The following is a 22,704-nucleotide window of genomic DNA, read 5'->3' as shown; positions in this document are numbered from 1 at the left end:
TCTCGACATATTCAGTAATCCTTTCAGTTTCTGTTTTTAATTTTTTTAATGGGGTACCTCTTATAACTAGTGGTTGTGTACAAAAAAATTAACACTTTGAAATGTTAATTTTTATTGTCCACCTTTATAAGGAGGTTTTTTACTTCTTTTTATTTAATAAGTTAAAGATTTATAGAATATTCTTAGAGAAAATCGCTAATAAATTAATAGCCTTAATAATCTATTAAAAAGTTTAAATATTTTAAAATTGCGATTTTCTATCCATTATTCTTTTTGTGATAGAATAAGAGTAGAAAGATGCCTGATAAATATAAAAACCTTTGTTTAGAAAATGACAAAAGGTATTATAAAAAGGTATATTAGTAAAGTATATTATTAATTTATTGTTTTAAATATATTTAAAAAATATCAATTACCTACTTAATTCTTGTGACCATATAATCTTCATGAATCTTGTATTCAACTTTTTGCAAAACATTACCTGATATGATTTTCGGTTTGTCATTAGTATTGTTATTAATAAAGTTATAGATTCTATATAAACAATATTTATCACTATTATTTTTAGAAAATTCAACTTCATTTTTACTCATATAAAAAGGAGTATTTAAATCCTCATTAGTTGTCTTAACCTCAATATACTTGTACGGAATTCCTTTATGTAAGATTTTAATATCATATCCAGTGCCGTCCCCTTCATATTTAGATGTATGTTCGATTTTATATTCGCTACCTGTATATACACCTTCTCTTTTTAAATATTCAATTAATCACTCTTCTCCTTGCTCGCCTAACTCAATTTTTCTTTTATATTCATCAAGTTTTTGTTCTTTAGTTTTTGCAACAACTCTTTTAAGGTTATTTACACTCTTTATACTTTTTTGCGAGCGGATTTCAAGCTCTACTACATCTTCTTCAAAATCTTCCTCTTCACTCGCAAAGTTTCTTGTTAAAGATTCTCATGATCTATTACCAATTTTACCTATTAATTCACCATAAAGACCTAACATTTCTGATAAATCACTTTTTAAAACTTCTTCATCAGGAAGCTCTGATGTAAGATATTTTTTTCCACAAATATAAGCAGATATATATTTTTTATCAAGATTATCTTCGTTATTTGGCAAATCGAAAAATGTATCTTTTATAGATCTAGAGCTTAATAAAGTTCTTCATCTTTTAGATACTTTTAAACATCTTTCTTCATGATTTTTATAATTTTTCTTAAAATAAGTAAACCCTTGCATCAAACATAAATATAAATATTTCATGTCTTTTGTGAAAAAATAAACTACATAGTATCCTCGTTGAGCGCCCTCTGTAACTGATGGATCTAAAATACCTATTCAAGGACTACTTACTCATCCTCCTTTGCCGGGAGAAGCATCAACTTTATATTTTTTACTAATGAAATCAAAACTATATTCATTTTTCATTTCTGGTATGCTTCTAATGAATTGTGCTAATTTATTATTAGAAAATTTTTGTTTTTTAGCATTAAGGTATTCATCCTTAATTTTAATAAATACTTCTCTCATTTTCATAAAAACCACCTTACTAATATTTGATTATTATTGGGAATTCTTTTGTAAGTTTTAAAACTTTATTTTTTAGTTTTTTAACAACTTTTTGATCACCATTATTTTTTAAACATTCAATAATTATTAAAGCAAGTTCTTCTCACTTAGTAAAATTTCTTGATGTCATAGCGGCCGTGCCTAATCTAACACCAGAAGCGACTGTTGGACTTTGAGTATCAAAAGGTATTGTATTTTTATTTGCTGTTATATTAATTTCAGATAATTTATTTTCAGCTTCCTTGCCTGTTATATTAAATGAATCATAAACATTTATTGTAAATAAATGATTATCTGTACCTCCAGAAACAACTTTAATATTGTTGTCAATAAATACCTGAGCAAAAGTTTTAGAGTTGTTTACAATATTTTTAGCATAGGTTTTAAAAGAAGGTTTTAATGCTTCGCCAAAAGCAACCGCTTTACCTGCTATAGCATGAAATAATGGTCCTCCTTGATATCCAGGAAAAACTCAACGATTAACCTTTTTAGCTATTTCTTCATCATTAGTCATTATCATAGCGCCGCGTGTTGCTCTTAAAGTTTTATGAGTTGTAGTCGTAATAACATCTGCGTAGTTAACAGGAGAAGGATGAACACCTCCAACTATTAATCCAGCGATATGAGCAATATCGGCCATTAGTTTAGCACCACAAGCATCTGCAATTTCTCTAAATTTCTTAAAATCAACAATTCTTGAATACGCTGAATAGCCGCAAATAATAACTTGAGGGTTTTCTTTAAGAGCTTGTTGTTTTATTTGTTCATAATCTAGTAACCCGTTTTCATCAACTTCATAAGTTATAGCATCATAAAATAATCCTGAAAAACTTATTTTATATCCATGACTTAAATGACCGCCTGATGAAAGGCTAAGTCCCATAATTTTATCTCCGGGTTTTGCAATAGCAGCTATCGCAGCGGCATTTGCAACACTTCCTGAATAAGGTTGAACATTGACGTATTTAACATTAAATAATTTTTTAGCTCTTTCTATTGCTAAATTTTCAATTACATCCACATTTTCGCAACCGCCATAATATCTTTTGCCTGGATATCCTTCACCATATTTATTTGTTAAAACGCTACCTGTTGCTTTTAAAACATCTTCACTAACATAATTCTCACTAGCAATTAATTCAATGTGTTCATTTTGTCTTTTAACTTCATTATTGATAGCTTCTTCAACTATTTTGTCATCTAAATTAATTTTTTTATACATTATTTATTGAACTCCTTATTAATTTTATCTATTTCTTCATTAGTTGAAAATACACGTAAGGTTACAGCTTTTATACTATCTTTTATAAACTTATCTATTTGTTTAATTTTAAATATTTTAGCAACCGATTTAATTCTAGTTATAGTATTATCAATATTTTCATTAAGTTGAAGATTAAATGTTAAATCTATACTTTTCAAAGGATTATGGTCATAATCTTCAAACTCTTTAATCTGATCTGAATGTATATCCTTAAATTCAGCAACAAAAACATCAATTTTATTAAAGTTTGGATGAACCTTGCCTATTCAGCCAATCATCTCATTATTAAGCATTATCTTTGCACTAACATTAGGATGAATAAATTGATTATTAGAAAATGGCATAAACTGTATATTTTTTGTTCTTAAGATATTAAATACATCACGTTTTAATTCATTAAAAGATTTTTCGTTTGTCACTATTCCATAGACATATTCGTTATTATTTATCATTCCATTTTCAAAGAAATTAATATCATCAATTCTTCTCTTTAGATTATATTCAGCGGCTTCTAACATTGAAGGTATTATAGAATTTCTGATAGCTTCTCTTTCCTTAGAAACAAATGTTTCCAATTCAATAGTTTTTTCATATCCAAAGGGGTTAAATTTGGCTTGTTCTTTATCAGTTAGAGTAAAGGTTCTAATTTCTTGGTATCCCATTGCTTGTAATGAGTTTTTATTTAAATTAGATTTTCCAACCTTGAAAGGATCTAATTTTGGGGCAATAGGTTTGAAATTATCATAACCATAAAATCTAAAGTACTCTTCGATTATGTCTTCAAAATTTGAAATATCACTTCTATAAGCAGGTGCAACTATTCTATTTTTTTGAATACCAAAACCTATTGTTTCAAGTTTTTGTTCAACATCTTTAAATTTTTTTAAGTCTTTAACATCACAATTTGCATAAAGAGCTAATTTTTTACGATTTTGAATTACTGGAGTACCTTTTTTACTTTTTGGTAAATTAATAAAGTTGGAAATTAAATTATTATCTTTTTTCAATCTATGAGCTAAATATTTCATTCCAATTATTAATGTTTCCCGATTCACGCCCCGGCCACCTTGAATAGAACTGGCACTATCTAATTTAATTTCCTTAGCACCATGACGTACAAGTTTTGAATCAAAATTTCCAATTTCAAATGCAATATTCCTACTTTGCTGTGTAACGGCGCTAGACTCACATCCCATTACACATCCTAGAGATATAACTTTTTCATTATCTTTAATGGCCAGTACATTTTTAACTTCAACATCTTTATTTCCTAATAATGTAACATTACCAGAATAGTCAATACATGTTATTTCATTATCTATTAAATCACGATCATAAGCGTGAGTTGGCGCACCAGTTAGAATTAAGTTTAAATTAGTTAAATCTATTACATAATTATTTTTAGCTTCAACACCATGTCTTGCTAAAAATAGAATATCTTGTAATGGTGTATGTGATTTATTTATTTTACTTTCAATAAAAGATAGTTCCTTGGCCAAACCTCTATTAACATTTAATTTCGACTTAAAGTCAACCTTCAATTCCTTATCAGAAATTCAATGGAATTTAGTTCCGTAGTATGCGGCTATTTCTTGACCTAAAACATAATATGAATTAATATCGCTTCTATTTGCGGGTGTAGTTACATCAATTATATAGTCGTCTAAGCCAAAATAACTAACCGGATCTGTTTCTAAATTAATTCCTTTTTCCTTGGTCATAATTAAATCGTCAGGATTAAAAGGTAATTTTGAAGCATCATAACCCAACTCATTAAATCCAGCCATCATTCCTCGGCTTTCAATTCCAGCCATTGTTTTAGCAGCAAAAACAATATCCCCTTTTTTTGCTCCCACAGGGAAAAACACAGTATAGCAACCTACAGTTGCATTTGTAGCTGTTGTTTGTATTGTAGTTTCTCCATCTTTAGTTTGAAGTTTAACGATTCATAAATTTTTTGAGTTTTCATTTTTAGAAACATCTAGAACTTTACCTATCTTTACACCTTCAACATCGGAAAATTTAGTTATACTTTCAACTTCGTATCCAATACTATTAATTACTTTTTCAATATTTACGTCCAATTTAATATCGGACATAAATTTATTTAATTCTTTTAATGAAATAATCATTACTCCACCTTTCTAATGCTAAAATCAATTTCAGATTCAAGCATTTCATTTATTTTTTTAAAGAACATAGAGTCTTTAAATGATCTATTGGTTTTTGAATAACTTAAGGGACTAGGATGAGAAGTTAATAAATAAGTTATATTTTTATAATTGAATTTTGTCTTAAATTCTTCAAATAACTTTTTAGCATTATTACCCCATAAACCAAAAATTACTTTCGAATTATGCTTTAGAACAAAATCTAATAAGTTAAAAATAAATTCTTTCCAGCCTAAATCAATATGTGAGTTAACCTTATTAGCTTCAACACTTAACACAGCATTTAGTAGTAATACCCCTTGCTTAGCCCAATAATCAAGTTGATAAGTTTCAAAAACACTTTCGGGATAATCTTTTTTAATTTCCTTTATTATATTTTGCAAACTTCTTGGACATTTGGAATCTCTCGTGCTAAACGCTAAGCCATCAGCTTGATTTTCTAAAAAATATGGATCTTGACCAATAATTATTAATTTAGTTTCACTAGGTTTAAAAAAATCTAAGGCTCTAAATCTATCTTTCTTCTTAGGATATATAGTTTGACCAGACTGTTCAAGTTGATCAAGCTTATTAACTATTTTTTTAAAATAGTATTTTTGAGACTCTTCGTCAAGAAATCATTTAAAACTATTTTTCATGATTAAATTGATTTAAAGTTCTTATATCATTTTTATAAAATTCACGAATATCTTTAATACCATATTTAATCATTGCTAAACGTTCAATACCAACTCCAGCGGCAAATCCATTAAATTTTTTTGTATCATAACCCGCAGCCTTAAGAACATTAGGATGTAACATTCCAGCACCTAAAACTTCAATTCACCTATTTTTATACCATATATCAACTTCAACACTAGGTTCTGTGAATGGAAAATAACTTGGACGCAATCTGATTTCTAAATCAGTTTCAAATACATAACTTAAAAGAGACTTTAATGTTCAAATTAAGTTTGGAAAACTAACTTTGCTAACGCTAACAAAATCTAGTTGGGTAAATTGATGCGAATGAGTTGCGTCATCCTCATCATTTCTATAAACCTTACCAATAGCATAATTATTAATTGTTTTATTTTTGTTTTTTTCTAGTTCAAGTGCACTTATCCCGGTGTTGTGCGTTCTTAATAAAATTCTTTTAATTCCATCAATATATAGTGAATCTTGCATAGCTCTTGCAGGATGATCTTTTGGAATATTTAGTCTTTCAAAGTTATATTCATCATCTACTATTTCTCCAGCTTTTGATTCAAAATAACCATTTTGATTAAATCAATTCCTTAGTCTATTTTCAATCAACGTAATTGGATGTAAAGAACCTAAATCACTAATAGGTTGCGTCACATCAATATACTGAGCATTAATTATTTTATTTATTTTTTCTCTTTCTAATCTAGTTGTAACTTCATTAAATTTGCCTTCATAAAAACTCTTTAAATCTGTAATTTTTTGGCCTATTTCTTTTCGTTCTTCATTTGAAGCTGTTCTTATTTGTTGTTGTAGTTGTGCTAATTCGCCATCTTTTGAATAAACTCTACTTTTTGCTTGTTTAAGTTCTTCAAAAGATTTTATTGTTTCTCAATCTATATTCATCTTTTCTCCTTTATTTATAGTTATTTTGAATTAAATTCATTTTTAACAAAGTTATAATATTCTTTAATTTTTTTAGAATCATTTTCACAAGGTTCAAAAAATGATTGTTTAACCTGTTTTGGTAAATACTTTTGTTTAACAAAATGCCTTGGATAATCATGAGGATAAATGTAATTACCTATACCTAGTTTCGAAGCTGAACTATAATGCCCATCTCTAAGATGTAAAGGAACTTCAAAAATGTTTCCTTGATTTACATATTCTTCTATTTTATTAATGCTTTCGTAAATTGTGTTGCTTTTAGGAGTTAAAGCTATAGTTATTATTGAATAATAAATTGGCAACCTAGCTTCTGGCAAACCTAACCTTTCAAAAGCTTTATATGCAGCTTCAATTTTTAGACCTATATTAGGATCAGCTAAACCAATATCCTCATAGGCGCAAGCTGTCAATCTTCTAAATAAGCCCTCAATATCTCCGCTTTTTAAAAGTATAGTTCCATAATATAATGCTGCATCTACATCACTGCCTCTAAGTGATTTATGAAAAGCTGAGAGATTATTGTAATGAGATGTTGAATCTTTATCCGAGTAAAAATTAATATTTGGAATAACACTTTTTAAATCGTTTTCCGTTATTTTATTATCCTTATTTAATAAAGCAATCATTTGTAAATTATTTATGCAAAACCGGTAATCACCACCTGAATTTTTAATGAGGATTTTGATTATTTTATCTTCGACTATTAAATTAGAGTAATGCTTCTTGAGAATATTTTTTATACCATAAAACATTTCTTCTTCGCTTAGCTTATTAAATTGCAGTATTTGCATTCTGCTTCTTAAAGCAGGATTTATTTTAAAATATGGGTTTTCTGTTGTTGTTGCATAGATTGTCACCTTATCAAGTTCTAAAAATGATAATAGAATATCCTGCTTATCTTTATTTAACCTATGGATCTCATCAATTATTAAAAGCTCATTATTTTGAAGTCCTTTAATTAAGTCTTCCTTTTTATCGACACTAGCATTAAATAATTCATATTTTAATTCAAGGTCATTTGCAAGAGCAATTGCACATGATGTTTTGCCAACACCACTTTCACCAAAGAAAATAAAACTGTTGGTCAATTTATTAGAAGCAACTTTTTTTAATAAACTTACTACTTCTTTTTGTCCAACAACGTCATCTAATGTCTCAGGTCTCAACTTATTTGCTAAATTTTTCATATTTTTATATTTTAATCATTTATTAATATATTTTTAGTAAATTTAACAAAAATTAAAAATTCCCAAAACTAATTTTAAAAAAGAAAAACTAGGGGTGACCCTAGTCTTAATGATATTTACAACAACTTATTTTTTAGTTGTTGTTTTTTTAGCTGTTGTTTTAGCAGCTGGTTTTGAAGTTGTAGCTTTTTTAGAAGCTGTTTTTGTTGTTTTCTTAACTGCTTCTTTCTTTTCTTTAACTACAGTTTCTTTTTTAATTGTAGGTTTTACTTCTTTTGAAGAATTTGAACCTTCAATTCTATTTTCATATACTGAGGCATATGTACGATTTCTACGTTTTTCAAATTTTACATATCCAGTAATTAAAGCATATAGTGTATAGTCTTTTCCAAGTCCAACATTTGTTCCAGGGAAAACTTTAGTACCTCTTTGTCTAAAGATAATTGATCCTGCTGTACAGAATTGTCCGTCACCTAATTTAATCCCGAGTCTTTGACCGCGACTATCGCGGCCGTTCTTAGTAGAACCACCGGCCTTCGTGTGAGCCATTTAACTATCCCTCGATCTTCTTAATTAGTACACGTGTGTAAGGTTGACGGTGACCAAGTTTTCTCTTGTGTGTTGACTTAGCGTTGTGACGATATACTACTATTTTTTTTGCTTTACCTTGCTTTTGGATTTCTCCAGTAACTTTTGCTCCTTTTACGAATGGTTTACCAACTTTGTTGTCCACTAATAAAACATTTTCAAAAGTTACCTCAGAACCTTCTTTACCTTCTATTTTTTCAATAAAGATTGTTTGGTCCTTTTTAACTAAAATTTGTTTGCCTCCAGTTTCGATTATAGCAATCATGCTTATCTCCTCTGATTTTGTGGCTCATCTTTAAGGTGTTGCATTAAACAAACTTAAACCTTTTTAGAATGGTTACAAAAGTAACGTTTTATATTATAGTAAAAATATTAAATATTAATAATTAAAAAAATGTTGATTTTAATAAGCTAAAAGAGAAGAACCTAATTAGAATATTAAACTTAATTTAAGGTAAAATTAAAATATGTTTAATGACACAATAGCAGCAATTAGCTCTGGAGGAAAAATAAACCAAGCAATATCTATAATTAGAGTTGCAGGACCAGAAGCTATTACAATAACAAAAAAAATATTCACGGGTAAAATTGGCAAAAATCAATCAATAACATTTGGTAAAATTATTGATAATTTTTCAAATAAATTAATTGACGAAGTCTTAGTGGCCTGGTTTATTGGAAAGAATAATTTTGTTGGCCAAGATACAGTTGAAATTAATTGCCATGGAGGAGTAATTATTACCAACATTATTCTTGAACTTTTAATTGCAAATGGTGCTAGATTAGCCACACCAGGAGAATTTAGTAGAAGATCTTTTTTAAACGGGAAAATGAGTCTAGTTAAGGCTGAGGCTATAAATGATTTAATTCACGCTCAATCTAAAAAGCAAGTTGATTTAGCTATTAAAAATTTTGACAACAAAACAGAAGAATACTTACAAAAAATAACAAGAGAGTTGGCTTTAATTATTGGACAAATGGAAGTAAATATTGACTATCCAGAATATGAAGATATTGAAAATATTTTTAATAAGGAACTTGTTGATAAACTCTCAAAACTTAAAGCACAAATTGAAGATTTAGCCAAAATATCAGAGGATGCAAGAATAATTTTCGATGGAATTAAGATTGCCATTGTAGGCAAGCCTAATGTTGGCAAGTCTTCTTTACTAAATGCTTTACTAAATGAAGAAAAAGCAATAGTAACTGATACACCCGGAACTACAAGAGATATTGTTGAAGCAACAGTACAAGTTAAAGGTTTTCTATTTAAATTATTTGATACAGCAGGAATTAGAAATTCTAAAAATAAAATTGAGTCAGCAGGGATAGAAAAAGCTATTGAACAAATAAAAAATGCAAATTTAGTTATTCATTTATTAGATAATAGAAAAATAAATGATATGGACAAGAAAATTGAAAAAACAATTAAAGATTTTAATAAAAATAGCCTAATAGTATTTAACAAAAAAGACTTAATTAAAAACAAAAAAGAAGAGTACATATACATTGAAGCTAATAAAAAAGACCTAGGCATTTTGACTGATAAATTAACAGAATCATTTAATAATATTGATTTAGAAAATAACTTCTTTTTAAATAATGCAAGACAATTAGGTTTGATTAAAAAAGCTATAAAATCTATTAATTCGGCAATCGAAACAATAAATAATAATAACGATTTAGATTTAACAATAATAGATGTTAGGGAAGCTTGAGCTAATTTAGTAGATATTAATGGTCGTGCTGACAATGAATCATTATTAGATGAAATGTTTAAAAACTTTTGTCTAGGAAAGTAGAGGAAAAATGGCAATAAAATACGTTGATGCTCATACCCATCCCTTAAAAGAATATTATAAAGATAACTTTAAAGTTATTGAAAAAGCATATAGCAAGGGTGTATCAATTATGATGATTACTGGATGTAACGAAAAAGAAAATAATGAAGTTATAAATATATGTAAAAATTTTGATTTTACATTTCCTGTAATTGGGATTCATCCAACAGAAACTAAAGGTGCAATTGATGGTTTAACAATAGAAAATCAATTAACAAAAGATGTAAAAGGCATTGGAGAAATAGGTCTTGATTTTTATTGAAAAGATGTACCTAAAAACACTCAAATTGAATCTTTAAATGCTCAAATAAAAATAGCTCAAAAATATGATTTGCCTGTTGTTATTCACATGAGAGATGCTTATCAAGAACTTTATGATATCTTAAAAAATTACAAAAATGTAAAGTTTATGATACATACTTATTCTGGAAATCTTGAATGAGCCAAAAAATTCTATGATCTAGGATGTTATTTTAGTTTTGGTGGAGTTGTAACATATAAAAATGCTGCAAAAACGGTTGAAGTTGTTGATTGACTACCAGTTGATAGAATTCTCACTGAAACTGATGCACCTTATTTAACTCCCGCACAAAAAAGAGGAGAGTGAAACTATTCAAATTATGTTATTTACACATTAACATTTATTGCTGGAATTAAAAAATTATCAATAGAAAAAATGGCTGATATCGTATTCAAAAACGCGAAGAATTTCTTTAAATTAAATGTTTCAAAAAAATAATAAAATTCAAGCAAAAAAAAGATTCGGCCAAAACTTTTTAATAGATAATAACTATATAGAAAAAATAATAAATGTCATACACCCAAAAAATGAAAACATAATTGAAATAGGACCAGGAATGGGAGCAATTTCAAGAGAAATAAATAAGAGTGCAAAATCATTAATAGGATATGAGATAGATAAAGATATGATTGACTATCTTATTAATAATAAAATTTTTAATTCTGATAATTTAATTAATGAAGATTTTTTAAAAAGTGATTTAAAAAAATATCATGATTATGTTATTGTTGGTAACATTCCATACAATTTAACAAGTGATATTATTTTGAAAATTCTTGACTATAGATTTAATTTTAAAAAAGCTGTTCTTATGGTTCAAAAAGAAGTAGCCGATAGAATAGTTTCACAAATAAATAGTAAAGATTATTCAAAATTAAGTGTTACATGCCAATACGTTGCAAATGTAAAAAAAGAATTTATTGTTCCGAATGGAGCATTTAATCCAGCTCCAAAAGTTGATTCTGCAATAATAAGCTTAGAATTTAAACACGATAAAAATGATAATTACCCTCAGCTTAAAAACTTTTTTAAATTATGTTTTTTAGCCAGACGAAAAAAACTAATTTATTCATTGAAAACAAAATACAGTTTAGAAAAAATTAAGACATCTTTTTCAAGAATGAATTTATCAGAAAATACAAGAATTCAAGAACTATCGGTTGAAGATATAGTATTATTATTCAAGGATTTAAATTATTAATACTAATCAGCGAGGAAAATAATGAAAAAAATTACATTTATTGGTACAGGAGCATGAGCTAGCGGTCTTGCTACCGTTCTTGCAAAAAATAATCACAAAATAACTATGTGGGGAATTGACCAAAATGAGGTTGATGATATTAATCAAGGTATAAACTCAAAATACTTCGGAACCCAAAAATTCAATAATCCAAAAAACATAGTTGCTACACTAAATTTAAATGAAGCACTAGAGGATTTTGACTATATGGTTCTTGCGGTGCCTTCTTCAGCTTTCAACAACGTTATTAAACAAATAAAAGATATTGTTAAGGACAAAAAAATAAACATTATTAATGTTGCTAAAGGTATAGATTTCAAAACTAACAAATTCTTTTCCACAGTAATATTAGACGAATTTAAAGGAACTGTTAATAATATTTGTTCAATAATTGGGCCATCTTTTGCTGTTGAGGTATTTGAAAATAAATTAACTATGGTTAATGTTGTTGGACAAAATCCTAAGTTTTTAAAAGAAATTTCCCAAATATTTAACAATGACAGGTTTAGACTTGTTGTAAATGATGATGAGCATGGTTCAGAACTTTTTGCTGCTCTTAAAAACGTACTAGCTATTGGAATTGGAATGGTTAAAGAATTTCATCCATATCAAAATCCGCAAGCGGCTTTACTTAGCGTAGGTGTTAAAGAAATTCATAATATTTATAGAGCATTATTCCCTGATTCTAATGACATACTAGGTTTTGAACTTGCAGGAACAGGTGATATATTTTTAACTTGTTCAAGTCCAAAAAGTAGAAATTTCACTTTTGGTACACAAGTAGCAAAATACGGAATTCAAAAAGCTTTAGAAATCAATAATAAAACAGTTGAAGGATATCATACAGCGAAAACTTTAAATAACATTTTAAAAAAATTCCCAAATCTTTACGTTCCTTTTTTAAGAAGCATAATTGATGTTCTTCACAACGGAAAAAATCATTTAGATCTTTTAGATTTTATTGAATTTTATAGATAAACAACTATGCACAGTTTTCTATATATGCTTTTCAAAATAAATTATTGTAATAAAAAATAATTCATAAAAATTATTAAAAAGATAGAAATATTAATTAAAATTATATTGGCTCATTTTTGGAAAATGTACCTTGTCATAAATATTTTGATGTATTTTAGAGTTTATAAATAAATTTGTATTAAAATCCAAAAAAAGGTATAATTCAAAGGCAAATATTTATTTAACAAGGCACCATAGCCAAACGGCCAGGCAAGAGTCTGCAAAACTTTCTATGCGGGTTCGAGTCCCGCTGGTGCCTCCAAAGTGCGCTCGTAGCTCAATTGGACAGAGTGCTTGGTTACGGCCCAAGAGGTTAGGGGTTCAAGTCCTCTCGAGCGCGCCATTTCACTATATGTGACTAGAAAACAACTTGATGTTGTTTTTTTTATTTTCCTTTTGCAATATCAAGAAAATCCAGAAAAAACTTAAACATATTCATAAATCGACAAATAACCAACTAGATATATTTAATTTAATATAAAAACTTATATTAATAAAAAACATAATTAATGTATCGAACAAATAAAAAACAAAATTAAGGAATACTGGACTAAATCATAAAAACAATGAAAAAATATAAATTAACTCAATTAGTGGAACAAATAATATAGATATTAAAAAACTAAAGATATTTATTTGTCCATTAACTTTTAAAATTAAGGGAATAGTGAAAATAAAAATCAACACCAATTTTAATATATCCATTAACTGTTTTCTAACTTTGGAAAAATTTAAAAAATTTATTAAATAAACTAGAAGTGACAAGGAATAAGAAAAAATAAAACCAATATTGAAAAGAACATTAAAATTGATTAAAAATATAACGAAAAATGATATTAGCCAAGATTCTATATACTTAAACTTAAAATTTTTATGAAATAAATAAATAATAAATACCCTTAATGCAGATATCTTGCTTTTTAATAATGTGATATATCAAAATACTAAAATAAAAAATATTCAATTTAATCATCTTTTGTTCTTGTAGTTTATTTTAAAAAATATCATATATATTAGATCTATATGGAATCCCGAAACGACAATCAAATGAACAATATTTAACTTGATAAAGTTTTTGGTTATTTGGCTATCACCATATCCAAAAACTATTAATCTTCAATATTTTGAAAAATAATAATTTTCATTAAACGAATATTCATAAATTACTTGTTTAATAGAAAAGCCTGTTCTTGTTATTTTGAAAATTGTTGGCTTTTTTAAAAAATAAGTGATGTTATTAGATAGCATCCAATATTTATCAAAATGATAATTATTAATACTTGTAAGTACACCATAGACTTCAACCTTTGATCCCTCTTCAACCGGCGTTGGTGATACATATTTATTTAAAATAAAAAGAACATTATTATTTTCATTTCTTATAATTGCATATTTTTCGCTGCATTTTGTGATAAAGCCGGTTACTAAATACTTTCCATTATTCAATTTTGAAAGTTTATACTCTTGAATTGTGCTTATAAAAATGTATAAAAAAATTAATAAAATAGCAACTAGAAAATACTTAGCATTAAATAAAAGTAAAAAAAGTAGTAAAACAACAGTTATTAAAAATCATAATGTTTTACTTTGGGGTGATTTTATAGACAAGTGGAAAAATATAGGTATTAGTAAAATAAATAATTGCTTATTTACAACACCAAATATTTTTTCAAAATTTTTATTGTAGTTATTCCCACACCTTTTAAGTCACTTAATTGCTTTCACGTTGTTTTGTCATTTTCCTTTCTAAATTTCAAAATTTTTAAAGCAATGTTCTTTCTAATGCCTAAATTTACAAGTTGATTAATATTATTGAGAGAAGTTCAAGAAATAGAGCATTTCTTATATGGAATATAAATTTTTAATGAATTGGCAATTTGTCTATCTAGATCTATTTTAGATAAATCAGCTTCAATAAGAGGTCTTACAAAATTTAAAAAGACTCTTAATTCAATAGGTTTATCATATTTATAAATACCTGGTCTTTCTATAGCACCTTTAACTTCAATATTAAAAAAAGTAGATTTATTCGGTTTTGAAAAAGTTGCTCTTGTTGAATTATTAAAGCCAATAGTTGACAAAAGTGTAACTACTGAACCTATTCCTAAAAAACCAAATAATCAAATTTTTCGTTTCATATTCATCTATTTATTTCCTTTTATTTAAAACAAATTTGAAAATGGAAAAATATTTTTGTTGTTTTTAGTCTCAAAGAGTAAGATTAGATAATATTTAATAATAAAAAAATAAGGAGAAAGTATGATAGACGATAAATTAATTAAAAAATTTATGAAAAAATATAATGCTGATAAGAGTAATAAAGCAGTGGAAGCTGCTATTGCTCAAGTTGGTTTAAGACAAGCTACTTTAAATAGAGATGCTATTAAAAGACATAATTTTATGTTTTCAGACACAACAAAAAAAGGTGATGTAACTGAACAAAATTCAAGTGGTCGTTGTTGAATGTTTGCTGCTTTAAACACAGCTAGAGTAGACACTATGAAAAAATTTAACCTAAAAACTACTGAATTTTCTCAAACATACACATTTTTTTGAGACAAGATGGAAAGATCAAATTACTTTTTAAATGCAATTATTGAAACCGTTAATGAAAAAACAGACTCAAGAATTATTGCTCACTTACTAAAAAGTCCGCTTGAAGATGGTGGACAATGAGATATGTTTAGTGGAATATTATCAAAATATGGTGTAGTTCCTAAAGATCATATGCCTGAAACATATAACTCATCAAATACATTTGAAATGAATAGTAATTTATTAAGTATGCTTAGATTTTTTGCTCACGAATTAAGAGAAGAATACAAAAACTCTAAAGATATAACTAAATTAGAAAAGATGAAGGAAGAATATCTTTACTTAATTTATAACGTTCTTGTTAAGGCTTTAGGACCCGTTCCTGAATATGTTGAATATGAATATGAAGATGCTGATGGTAAATACAATAGATTACCTAAAATGACACCAGTTGAATTTTTCAAAACAGTCGTTGGTTGAAATCTTGATGACAAAGTTAGTGTTATTAATGCCCCAACTGAAGATAAACCATTTAACAATGTCTATACAGTTAAGTACTTAGGAAATATTGTTGAAGCTAAACCTATTAAACACTTAAATGTAAAAATTGATGTTTTAAAAGAAGCTGCAATAAGATCAATTAAAGAAGGTGAACCAGTTTGATTTGGTTGTGATGTTGGAAAAATGAGCTTTAGCAAATTAGGTATCATGGATCACAACATGTTCAACTATAAAGAAGCATTAGGCTACACTCCAAATTGAACTAAAGCACAAAGACTTGAATATGGAGAAAGTTTATTGACACACGCTATGGTTTTCACAGGAGTTAACTTAGATGAAAATGGAAAACCTATTAATTGACAAGTTGAAAACTCATGAGGTGAAAAGATTGGTAAAAAAGGTGTATTTTCAATGAGCGATGAATGATTTGATGAATTCACATATCAAATTATGATTGATAAAAAATACTTACCAGCAGATTTAGTTAAAATCTATGAAACTTCAAAAGTTATTGAATTAGCTCCATGAGACCCAATGGGTGCATTGGCTAAATAATTTACTTGCAAAAAATAAAAGCACTACTGATTTAAAATTCATTAGTGCTTTTTTTATTAAATTATTAAAATATTAACTCTTTAGCAAAACCATGATTATGGAAGACATAACTTGTATTATTTCCAAACACAACATCAATTAGTTCTGGATAATCTGAAAATGGATTTCTATTGTGTTGATGTTTATAGATACCGTTATTTCTATCTAAATCAAATTGTGTAATAGGATCATATTTAGCTCATTCAAGCATTGTTTTTAAAAAAGGTTCCTTAATTGTATTAATTCCATTAACTTTTTCAAAGAATCTAGGGCCTGATGTACCTGTTAATGATTTATCATAATATGTTAGTGCAAAATATAAGTGTGCTCTTGCTACATCGCCTTTAAACTCATTAATAACTTCTACAACCTCTTGTCCATCTTCATATCCAGTTCCAACTATTGTGCCATTTTGTGATTTATAATCAATTGTTTTTACATTACCGTATGGAAAATTACCATGTTTTCCATTAACTGTGGCATCAGTAGGTCAAACATGATGTGCGTCATTCCTCATAGGTGCTGCTTTCCCAAATCATGATTGCGCTATGATATGTTCTCTATTTCAGCCATTTCCTTCTCGTCCACTACCGCCTTTTTGACTAAAATTGTACTCATAAGGGTCTTTGCCACTTGGAACCTCAGCGTATATACATAATAATTGATTATTATTTTCATAATATCTATCAACAAATGAATCTTCATATGTTTTATATAAATCATTATAGCCACCAGTATTATTTCTATACTTCGCTTGTAATTCGCGAAGTGCCCGAATTAGAGCAGTACCACTTTTACCTTCTAATGAATCGTAGAAATCGCTTGACTCGTACTTGATTTCCTTAGCAGTTTTAATTGATGGAGCAACGAGATTAGAATATACATCACCAACTACAGATGGTTTTGTTGTAGTTGTTCCTCCTGTAGAACCTTCATTAGAAGTTTCCTTAACTGTATTGTTTGTTTGCGGAATTGCATTATCATCTAAGCCGGTTTTAGAAGAAGGGTTTAGATTAAATATTGTTTTATATATCTCATTTGATATAAATGCCGGTTTTGAATAACCATTATATTTTTCTGTTTTGTAAGATAAAAATAGCCTATTTGTTACGTCATCAAATTCAAAAGATATATTTGAATATTGGAAATCACTTTCTGGAGATTCTTGTTTAGGCACAAAAATAACTTTTGCACTTTCTCACTCATCTTTAGAGGGTTTACTATTTAATTCTCAGACAATAATATGCTTTCTTTTATAATCATAAATTAATTGTTTCCCAGTAATTAGTTCCCTAACATTTTCTTTTAAGTCAACTGAAATTTTGAATGCATTATCTTGATTTATAGTTCAATTAGCAAATTGAATATTTTTACCAATTAGATCATTTTCATTCTTTTTATTTGAATTAGTATTTAATTTATCTAATTCTTCTTTTGCTTGAATCATTACTTTAATTGCTTTTTGTAAATTGATACCAGCTTCTATAAAATCATCAATTTTAGATTCATTATTTTCATAAACTGTTTGAGCTTTTTTAACTTCATTTAAAAATTTAGTTTTTATTGATTCGTATTTTTTGCCATTTAAACTTAAAACAATAGTATTCGCTTGTCCAATCAAATTAAATAAATTTGATTTTTGTTCATTTATACTCAATGAGGGATTTGTAAAACTTGCATCTATAGATACTTTTTTTATTCTTGTATTTTCAATTAATGTTCTAAGTTCTTTTTCTTTGTTTTTTAACGCTTGATATTCTTGCGATTCATCGTCTAAAATGGTTATAGTTTCATTTATTGCTTTAACTATAGGGATCGATATTTCAAAATATTTTTTATCTTTTAAATCGTTTTTTAATTCAAAAGCTTCTTCAAGAACACTGCTTAAATCACTTTTGGCTTTGTCTAATTCAGATATTTTATCTTCCTGTTTTTTTGTTGAACCATTACAGGCTGAAGATATTAAAATAGTTGATGGAATCGTACCTATTAAAATACCTAATTTAATAAATTTACTTTTTTTCATAAAGCTCCTATAAATATGTTTTGTGTCTTTATTTTAATAGAGATAGTTACTTTCAATCAAAAAAATGATATTTATTAATAAATATTAATTACCAATTATCACAATTTGCTAAAGTAAAATATAATAAATCTATATGGATATTCTTATAGTTGTACTTGAAATAATTTTATTTCCGTTCTTGTTTGCCTTTTTTATATATGTAATATTTTTAATCCACGGACACATTCAATACAAAAAGTGAAAAAATAAACCTTTAACAGAAAAAGAAAATAAAATTTTGAAACTTTTAAGTAAAACAAACTTAATGGTAAAAAATAGTGTTGATTCTGGTCAAGAAGATTTTGTTAATAAATTGATAATTTTAAAAAGAGATAGAAAGATTCTTAATATCCGTAGATTTAAAAGCAAAGTTGATACAGTTAATAGTTTATCAGACAATATTACAAATTTTTGTAGAGAGCACTGAGGTATCGAAATTAACCGCGATAAAGATCCAGAAGTTATTTCAAATTTTATTAAAGAACAGCCTAAACAAATCGAAATTATTTCATATGACACAATAATTATTCAAAATTATGAAGATAATTCAGAAGATTACAAAGACATAATTAACATCATTATAAAAGCTAATAAGACAAAAGATTGTAAATTATTGCTCTTTAATAGCATGACGCCTGAAGAAACTAAAAACTCTAAGGCTTTTAAACAATTAGTTGAAAATATAACAAATAAAGATGATTGAGAAATAATAGAATAGCATAAACTATTATTTTATTTTTTAACTTAATATTATTGCATTGATTGTCTTTATAAATAAAATGTTGTCTTTATACAAATTTATAGTATTATATTGTTGCAATACATAAAGAAAGTAACTGCTTAAGAGCTTAATTTGTTACCGAGTGTATCTCGTGAATAACCAAATTATAGGTTAATAGTTTTTTGTATTGTTAATTAAATAAATTATGAAGGGAGGAAATCCTTTGTCTAATCAAAAAGAATCTGCATTAAAATTGCAAAAAAAGGAACTTGCTAAAGATATAGCAAAGAAACTTAAAAATGCAAAATCTTTAATTATTGCTGAATATCGTGGTCTTTCTGTTTCTGAAATTACTCAATTAAGAAAAGAAGCTTTAAAACAAGGCATTGATATAAAAGTTTATAAAAACAGAATTTTTAAATATGCTGCTAAAGATGCAAAAATTGAAGGTTTAGATGAACACTTAGTTGGTCCTAATCTATTCGCATTTTGTGAAACTGATGATATAGCACCTGCTAAATTAATCGCTAAATTTGCTAAAGATTTTAAACTTTTAAAACCTAAAGCTGGTATTTTTGAAGGAAAAGTTATTGATGCTAAAGGTGTGGCTGATGTTGCTACATTGCCAAATTATGAAGAAGCATTATCATTACTTGGTCGTTCACTTATATCTCCACTTCAACAACTATCTATTGCATTAAAAATGTATAGTGAAAAAGAAGAAAAATAATAAATAAAAAATAATCGAAAGGAAAATTATAATGGCTAAATTAACAAAAGATACATTCATTTCTGCATTAAAAGAAATGTCAATTAAAGAAGTTATGGAATTAGTAGAAGCAATGAAGGAAGAATTTGGAATTGATCCTGCAGCAGTTGCTGTTGCAGCAGCTCCTGCAGCAGCCGGTGAAGCAGCTGAAGAAAAATCTTCTGTATCAGTATTTATTACTGCAGATAATGGTAAAAAATTACCTATCGTTAAAGCAGTTAAAGAATTATTAAATCTTGCTTTATTAGATGCTAACAAATTAGTTTCTACTTTACCAGCAACAGTAAAAGAAAACATTACAGTTGCTGAAGCTGAAGAATTAAAAGCTAAATTAACTGAAGCTGGCGCAACAGTTGAAGTTAAATAATTTCATAAATTAATTTAAAATTGTCTCCGCTTGGGGACATTTTTTTTAATTAAAAAACTTGCAAAAATGCAAGTTAAATTATTCTAATACTTCTATTTTTGATCTTGGTGAAAAATCTTCTGAGACGTATTTATTAACAACTTTTTGAATTCATCAAATATAAGGAATTCCAAGATTTGTTTCGATTAAAGAATCTATGACTAATGGACCGAATTTAAATTCTCTAATATTATTAACAAGTAAAGCTAATTCTCAACCAAATTGAACCAAGATACCAATTGCTAGCATTCTAAAAATTGGCATTTTTTCTTTTTTGGAAATTATATTGTAGATAATTGCACCAAAATAACCAATAACTAGTATAAGAGCCATTACTCAGTGATAATTGCCAGTCTCTCTTCAAATGTGAATTTTATTTTCTTGTGATGATGGAGCCATTTCAGATAATAAAGGGGCGCAAAACCATCAAATGACAATTAAGGTTGCATAATATTTTAAATTTTTGTCTTTTTTAAGTGCTAGCCAAATTAGAACAAAATTTGTCATTCCATAACTAGTTGATAGTCACAATAGGAATCAAAATGTGTTGGACACTCCAAATTCATTATTGTTCATCTTATCTACAAAATTATTTGTAACATGTCTTGATCCTAAGGCAGCATAAAATATTCCAAAATCTACAATTACATATAGTATTGCTCCAAAAAGAGCAAAAATTAATGTTAAATATTTTTTTTGATATATCAATAGAGCGGTTAATAAAGCTAAAAATATGCAATCAAGAACTATGTATGAAACATTTAGTGTTCTTGAAGGATCAATATTTTTAGGATCAAACGTTTTGAGCATAGATTAAAGTGACATTAATTCTTTTTCTTTTGCTTGAGTCATTTCATTAATACGTTCTATTTTTTTATCAACAACTTTTTGAACTTCTTCTAAAAATCTTCTTTCAACGTCTTCTGAAAGATCCTCATCATCTTTTATTGCTTTATTTACATTTTGGCGAGCATTACGAACTCCCACTTTAGCATTTTCTGTAAATTTAGCAATGTTTTTGATCATTTCTTTTCTACGGTCAGTAGTTAGAGGTGGAAATGATAGTCTAACTTGGTGTCCTTCATTAATTGGACTAACACCTAAATTTGAATTTTGAATAACCTTGCATAACTCATTAACAACTGAGGCATCATATGGTTTAATTAAAAGCTGTTGAGGTTCCGGAACACTAACACTCGCTAATTCTTCAAGCGGTGTTAATGTGTCATAATAATTAACTTTAATACCTCTAATTATTTGTGGATTAGCACGTCCAGTTGATAATTTAGATAACTCAAAAGCATAGTGGTCTATTGCTTTTTGAGCCTCATCTTCTAATTGTAATAAATATAAATCTAATTCCATTAGTTAGTTACCTCCGTGTGGCTTATAGTTCCATTAAGTGCTTTTACGATTGCATCTTTTTCTTTAATATTAAACACAATTAATTTAATTTTATTATCACGAGCCATGCTTGTTGCAGTTAAATCCATAACTTGTAGTTTTTTATCTAATATTTCGTCATATGTGATATTATCAAATTTTTTGGCATTAGCATTAGTTTTAGGATCAGAATCATAAATACCTTCAGTATTATTTTTACCCATTAATATAACTTCAGCTCCTATTTCGCTTGCAAATAAAGTTGCTGCTGTATCTGTTGTGAAATATGGCCTTCCGGTTCCACCTACAAAAATAACTATTTCTCCTTCACTTAAATATTTAAGTGTTTTTTCGTTGATATAATTTTCAGCTACTTTAGAATCAATATTAATTGATGATTGAACTCTAGCTTTTAAGCCAACTTTTTCAAATCCACTCTTCAAAGCTAAACCGTTCATAATAGTAGCTAGCATACCTATATAGTCTGCTCTATTTCTAGGAATTCCATTTTTTTCAGCACTTGCTCCCCTAAAGAAATTACCACCTCCAATTACAATACTTACTTGAACTCCATCTTTTACAATTTTTTTTAATTGATTAGCAATATCTTCTACAAGTTCATAATCTATTGCTAAATTTTTACTTTTATTAACTAAACCTTCTCCCGAAAGCTTAACTAATATTTTTTTGTATTTTGCCATTAGTCTCCTTTTTTAAAATAATTACAAACTATAATTATTTTTTTATATTTTAAATTATAAATAACATTTTCATAATTTAATAATATTAATATTCATATGGTAATATGAAAATAAAAACATGTTTTGGACTAATTTAAAAATAAATTATTTATAAAAACCATATCTTTAATGCTATTTAATAGACAATGTTTTATAGTAATTTATTAGCATA

At 27.2% G+C, this 22,704-nt stretch carries 21 protein-coding genes, 2 tRNA genes and 1 pseudogene; 10 read left to right on the top strand and 14 right to left on the bottom strand.

Annotated features, from left to right (window positions below; translation table 4 throughout):
* Positions 1–416 precede the first annotated feature (416 nt).
* The 8 genes and pseudogenes from JXZ90_RS03365 to rplU all read right to left on the bottom strand — a co-directional run bounded on the left by JXZ90_RS03365 (position 417) and on the right by rplU (position 8,684).
* A complete protein-coding gene (locus JXZ90_RS03365; protein WP_205848358.1) occupies positions 417–1,544 on the bottom strand; it encodes an MrcB family domain-containing protein in 1,128 nt (375 codons plus the stop codon).
* 13 nt (positions 1,545–1,557) lie between these two features.
* Positions 1,558–2,799 carry a serine hydroxymethyltransferase gene (gene glyA / locus JXZ90_RS03360; RefSeq protein WP_205848357.1) on the bottom strand — a complete coding sequence of 414 codons (1,242 nt, stop codon included), beginning with the start codon at positions 2,797–2,799 and terminating at the stop codon, positions 1,558–1,560.
* Complete coding sequence (locus JXZ90_RS03355; RefSeq protein ID WP_205848356.1) at positions 2,799–4,973, bottom strand: phenylalanine--tRNA ligase subunit beta; 2,175 nt, start codon at positions 4,971–4,973, stop codon at positions 2,799–2,801. The genes glyA and JXZ90_RS03355 overlap by 1 nt, the downstream gene beginning before the upstream one ends.
* Entirely contained in the window at positions 4,973–5,650 is a 678-nt protein-coding gene (locus JXZ90_RS03350; RefSeq protein WP_205848355.1) for a uracil-DNA glycosylase, read from the bottom strand. The genes JXZ90_RS03355 and JXZ90_RS03350 overlap by 1 nt, the downstream gene beginning before the upstream one ends.
* A complete protein-coding gene (gene pheS, locus JXZ90_RS03345) occupies positions 5,640–6,602 on the bottom strand; it encodes a phenylalanine--tRNA ligase subunit alpha (protein WP_205848354.1) in 963 nt (320 codons plus the stop codon). The genes JXZ90_RS03350 and pheS overlap by 11 nt, the downstream gene beginning before the upstream one ends.
* Before the next feature lie 20 nt (positions 6,603–6,622).
* Entirely contained in the window at positions 6,623–7,831 is a 1,209-nt protein-coding gene (locus JXZ90_RS03340) for a replication-associated recombination protein A (RefSeq protein ID WP_205848353.1), read from the bottom strand.
* Positions 7,832–8,131: 300 nt separating this feature from the next.
* Positions 8,132–8,380, bottom strand: a pseudogene (gene rpmA / locus JXZ90_RS03335) (50S ribosomal protein L27); the annotation flags it as partial.
* Between the two features lie 4 nt (positions 8,381–8,384).
* Positions 8,385–8,684 (bottom strand): 50S ribosomal protein L21, encoded by a 300-nt coding sequence (gene rplU / locus JXZ90_RS03330; RefSeq protein WP_205848351.1) that lies wholly within the window; start codon positions 8,682–8,684, stop codon positions 8,385–8,387.
* A gap of 202 nt (positions 8,685–8,886) precedes the next feature.
* Here rplU and mnmE point away from each other — a divergent pair, with 202 nt between their 5' ends.
* The 6 genes from mnmE (at position 8,887) to JXZ90_RS03300 (ending at position 13,161) form a co-directional block, all read left to right on the top strand.
* Positions 8,887–10,221 (top strand): tRNA uridine-5-carboxymethylaminomethyl(34) synthesis GTPase MnmE, encoded by a 1,335-nt coding sequence (gene mnmE / locus JXZ90_RS03325; protein WP_205848350.1) that lies wholly within the window; start codon positions 8,887–8,889, stop codon positions 10,219–10,221.
* A 7-nt stretch (positions 10,222–10,228) separates the two neighbouring features.
* Entirely contained in the window at positions 10,229–10,999 is a 771-nt protein-coding gene (locus JXZ90_RS03320; RefSeq protein ID WP_205848349.1) for a TatD family hydrolase, read from the top strand.
* Positions 10,983–11,762, top strand: a complete 780-nt coding sequence (rsmA, locus tag JXZ90_RS03315; protein ID WP_205848348.1) for a 16S rRNA (adenine(1518)-N(6)/adenine(1519)-N(6))-dimethyltransferase RsmA — start codon at positions 10,983–10,985, stop codon at positions 11,760–11,762. The genes JXZ90_RS03320 and rsmA overlap by 17 nt, the downstream gene beginning before the upstream one ends.
* Before the next feature lie 21 nt (positions 11,763–11,783).
* On the top strand, positions 11,784–12,779 hold the full coding sequence (locus JXZ90_RS03310; RefSeq protein ID WP_371808119.1) for an NAD(P)H-dependent glycerol-3-phosphate dehydrogenase: 996 nt from the start codon (positions 11,784–11,786) through the stop codon (positions 12,777–12,779).
* 227 nt (positions 12,780–13,006) lie between these two features.
* Positions 13,007–13,080 (top strand) — tRNA-Cys (locus tag JXZ90_RS03305).
* Positions 13,081–13,084: 4 nt separating this feature from the next.
* Positions 13,085–13,161, top strand: a tRNA-Arg gene (locus JXZ90_RS03300).
* A gap of 5 nt (positions 13,162–13,166) precedes the next feature.
* On the opposite strand, the gene JXZ90_RS03435 is transcribed toward JXZ90_RS03300, so the two are convergent.
* Together JXZ90_RS03435 and JXZ90_RS03290 are read right to left on the bottom strand one after the other, a co-directional pair.
* Positions 13,167–14,543 carry an MAG0480 family ComEC-like protein gene (locus tag JXZ90_RS03435; protein ID WP_371808118.1) on the bottom strand — a complete coding sequence of 459 codons (1,377 nt, stop codon included), beginning with the start codon at positions 14,541–14,543 and terminating at the stop codon, positions 13,167–13,169.
* Positions 14,468–14,956, bottom strand: coding sequence for an MAG0490 family ComEA-like DNA-binding protein (locus tag JXZ90_RS03290; RefSeq protein WP_205848346.1), 489 nt, complete (start codon positions 14,954–14,956; stop codon positions 14,468–14,470). The genes JXZ90_RS03435 and JXZ90_RS03290 overlap by 76 nt, the downstream gene beginning before the upstream one ends.
* A 121-nt stretch (positions 14,957–15,077) precedes the next feature.
* Between JXZ90_RS03290 and JXZ90_RS03285 the strand changes: the two genes are divergently transcribed.
* Complete coding sequence (locus JXZ90_RS03285) at positions 15,078–16,409, top strand: aminopeptidase C (RefSeq protein ID WP_205848345.1); 1,332 nt, start codon at positions 15,078–15,080, stop codon at positions 16,407–16,409.
* 64 nt (positions 16,410–16,473) lie between these two features.
* Here JXZ90_RS03285 and JXZ90_RS03280 read toward each other — a convergent pair whose 3' ends face one another.
* On the bottom strand, positions 16,474–18,474 hold the full coding sequence (locus tag JXZ90_RS03280) for an endonuclease (protein ID WP_205848344.1): 2,001 nt from the start codon (positions 18,472–18,474) through the stop codon (positions 16,474–16,476).
* Positions 18,475–18,607: 133 nt separating this feature from the next.
* Here JXZ90_RS03280 and JXZ90_RS03275 point away from each other — a divergent pair, with 133 nt between their 5' ends.
* The 3 genes from JXZ90_RS03275 to rplL all read left to right on the top strand — a co-directional run bounded on the left by JXZ90_RS03275 (position 18,608) and on the right by rplL (position 20,370).
* Positions 18,608–19,231, top strand: a complete 624-nt coding sequence (locus tag JXZ90_RS03275) for a hypothetical protein (RefSeq protein ID WP_205848343.1) — start codon at positions 18,608–18,610, stop codon at positions 19,229–19,231.
* A 208-nt stretch (positions 19,232–19,439) separates the two neighbouring features.
* Complete coding sequence (gene rplJ, locus JXZ90_RS03270; RefSeq protein ID WP_205848342.1) at positions 19,440–19,964, top strand: 50S ribosomal protein L10; 525 nt, start codon at positions 19,440–19,442, stop codon at positions 19,962–19,964.
* A 31-nt stretch (positions 19,965–19,995) separates the two neighbouring features.
* Complete coding sequence (rplL, locus tag JXZ90_RS03265) at positions 19,996–20,370, top strand: 50S ribosomal protein L7/L12 (RefSeq protein ID WP_205848341.1); 375 nt, start codon at positions 19,996–19,998, stop codon at positions 20,368–20,370.
* 78 nt (positions 20,371–20,448) lie between these two features.
* Here the strand turns inward: rplL and JXZ90_RS03260 are convergent, their stop codons facing one another.
* From JXZ90_RS03260 to pyrH, 3 genes are read right to left on the bottom strand one after another with little or no spacing between them, the layout of a single operon-like run.
* Complete coding sequence (locus tag JXZ90_RS03260; RefSeq protein ID WP_205848340.1) at positions 20,449–21,219, bottom strand: hypothetical protein; 771 nt, start codon at positions 21,217–21,219, stop codon at positions 20,449–20,451.
* A gap of 3 nt (positions 21,220–21,222) precedes the next feature.
* The gene (gene frr, locus JXZ90_RS03255; protein ID WP_205848339.1) at positions 21,223–21,774 is read right to left on the bottom strand and encodes a ribosome recycling factor; all 552 of its coding nucleotides are present in this window, start codon (positions 21,772–21,774) and stop codon (positions 21,223–21,225) included.
* A complete protein-coding gene (pyrH, locus tag JXZ90_RS03250; protein WP_205848338.1) occupies positions 21,774–22,493 on the bottom strand; it encodes a UMP kinase in 720 nt (239 codons plus the stop codon). Before pyrH ends, frr begins: the two co-directional genes overlap by 1 nt.
* Positions 22,494–22,704 lie beyond the last annotated feature (211 nt).

It is taken from the genome of Mycoplasma sp. Mirounga ES2805-ORL (assembly GCF_017084445.1).
GTDB lineage: Bacteria > Bacillota_I > Bacilli_A > Mycoplasmatales > Metamycoplasmataceae > Mycoplasmopsis.
This window is presented reverse-complemented; position numbering and strand designations above follow the sequence as displayed.